General features: G+C 71.0%; 3 protein-coding genes and 1 pseudogene. 1 reads left to right on the top strand and 3 read right to left on the bottom strand.

Annotated features, from left to right (window positions below; genetic code table 11):
• Positions 1-13: 13 nt before the first annotated feature.
• Positions 14-268, top strand: a pseudogene (locus tag ACTUAL_RS04215) (flavin-binding monooxygenase); the annotation flags it as partial.
• A gap of 85 nt (positions 269-353) precedes the next feature.
• Here the strand turns inward: ACTUAL_RS04215 and ACTUAL_RS04210 are convergent.
• Genes ACTUAL_RS04210 through ACTUAL_RS04200 form a run of 3 tightly spaced genes read right to left on the bottom strand, consistent with a single transcriptional unit; the run spans position 354 to position 1,721 of the window.
• A complete protein-coding gene (locus ACTUAL_RS04210; protein ID WP_440899330.1) occupies positions 354-947 on the bottom strand; it encodes a GTP-binding protein in 594 nt (197 codons plus the stop codon).
• Entirely contained in the window at positions 928-1,296 is a 369-nt protein-coding gene (locus tag ACTUAL_RS04205; protein ID WP_015800903.1) for a DUF742 domain-containing protein, read from the bottom strand. Before ACTUAL_RS04205 ends, ACTUAL_RS04210 begins: the two co-directional genes overlap by 20 nt.
• Complete coding sequence (locus ACTUAL_RS04200; RefSeq protein WP_015800902.1) at positions 1,293-1,721, bottom strand: roadblock/LC7 domain-containing protein; 429 nt, start codon at positions 1,719-1,721, stop codon at positions 1,293-1,295. The genes ACTUAL_RS04205 and ACTUAL_RS04200 overlap by 4 nt, the downstream gene beginning before the upstream one ends.
• Positions 1,722-1,796 lie beyond the last annotated feature (75 nt).

Below are 1,796 nucleotides of genomic sequence, written 5' to 3'. Positions count from 1 at the left end.
CGAGTTCCCGTTCCTGCCGGACGGCCTCGGGTTCGAGCCGGGCGGGCAGCTCGCGCTCTACCAGCGCGTCGTGCCGCCGAGGGAGGGCGGGCTGTCCTTCGCCGGGCTGATCCGCCCGTTCGGCGCGATCACGCGACTGGGCGAGGCGCAGGGCCGGTGGATCGCGGACCTGGTGCAGGGGCGCGCGGCCCTGCCGCCGGTCGAGGAGATGGAGGCCGAGGTGCGGACCCACCTGGAGGCCGCCAGGGCGCGCTACGGGCGCACGGCGGGCGACTCGGTCCAGGTGGACTTCGCCCGCTACCTGGCGGCGCTGCGGGAGCGTCGAGGCGCCCCCGCAGCCCAACCCGCCTGTCTCAGGCGATCGCGTCGAGCCGGTCCATGGTGTGCTGGATCAAGCTCACCAGGACCGACTTGCTCGACTCCCGGTCCCGCGCGTCGCACAGCACGAGCGGGACGCCGGGGCCGAGGTCGAGCGCGCTGCGGACCTCCTCGGCCGCGTACCCGTGGGCGTCGTCGAAGCAGTTGACCCCGACGATGAACGGGATGCCCCGCCGCTCGAAGAAGTCGATCGAGGGGAAGCTGCTGTCGAGCCTGCGGGTGTCGACCAGGACCACCGCGCCGATGGCGCCGTGGGCCAGCTCGTCCCACATGAACCAGAAGCGGTTCTGGCCGGGCGTGCCGAAGAGGTAGAGCACCACCTCGGTGTTGATGGTGATGCGGCCGAAGTCCAGGGCGACCGTGGTGGTCTCCTTGTTCTCCAGCCCGACCACGTCGTCCACGCCGACGCCCGCCTCGGTCAGCACCTCCTCGGTGTGCAGCGCGGGGATCTCGCTGACCGAGTTGACCAGGGTCGTCTTGCCGGTGCCGAAACCACCGGCGATGACGATCTTGACTGGGGTGGGGACGTGCAGCTCCCCGCCCGACCGATCAGATTCCACGAACACCATCCAGCACAGCCTGCAACAGGTTCCGGTCGGGGATCTCGGCGACCCGCGACGGGTCGCGCACGACGACGTCACCGCGCTGGATCAGGTCGCTGAGCAGCACCTTCACCACCATCAGCGGCACGTCCAGGTAGGCGGCGACCTCCGCGACGGACAGCGGTCGCCTGCACAGCTCCATGATCTCCAGGTGCTCCACCGAGAGCGCGTCGGGGTCCGAGGGCGACGGCATCGCGCGCACCTGGGTGACCAGGTGCAGCTCGGGGCGCAGGGGACGGGTCCGCCCGCGCACCATCGCGTAGGGGCGGACCAGGGGGCCCGCCGCCTCGTCGTACCACGAGTCCTCTCGGCTCATGACGACCTGCGCGCGCCGGGGAGCACGGATCCGCCCCTGGGGGCGGAGGACAGGTAGGTTCCCACCCGCTTCACCAGCATGTTCATCTCGTAGGCGATCATGCCCATGTCCGAGTCCTCCTCGCCGAGCACAGCGAGGCACGCGCCGTGCCCGGCCGCGGTGACGAACAGGTAGGCGTGCTCCATCTCCACGATGGTCTGGCGCACCTTGCCGCCGCCGAAGTGGCGGCCGGTGCCCCTGGCCAGTGACTGGAAGGCCGAGGCCATCGCGGAGAGGTGGTCGGAGTCGTCCTTGGACAGCCCTGCGGAGCGTCCGAGCAGGAGGCCGTCCGCGGACAGCACGACCGCGTGTCGGGCGCCGACCACGCGGGAGACCAGGTCTTCCAACAACCAGTTGAGTTCGTTGTGCTGGCCCATGTCGCTCATCAGGGAAGTGCCTGTCCGGGGTCCGGTCGGCCGTCCACGGCGGATCAGGAGTCGGGCGCCTCGTCGCGGCGGCGG

This window comes from Actinosynnema sp. (genome assembly GCF_052038725.1).
This window is presented reverse-complemented; position numbering and strand designations above follow the sequence as displayed.

Coding starts and splice junctions, on each gene's coding strand:
- ACTUAL_RS04205 (WP_015800903.1), bottom strand. CDS start 1,296: ATGAGCCGAGAGGACTCGTGGTACGACGAGGCGGCGGGCCCCCTGGTC.
- ACTUAL_RS04210 (WP_440899330.1), bottom strand. CDS start 947: ATGGTGTTCGTGGAATCTGATCGGTCGGGCGGGGAGCTGCACGTCCCC.
- ACTUAL_RS04200 (WP_015800902.1), bottom strand. CDS start 1,721: ATGAGCGACATGGGCCAGCACAACGAACTCAACTGGTTGTTGGAAGAC.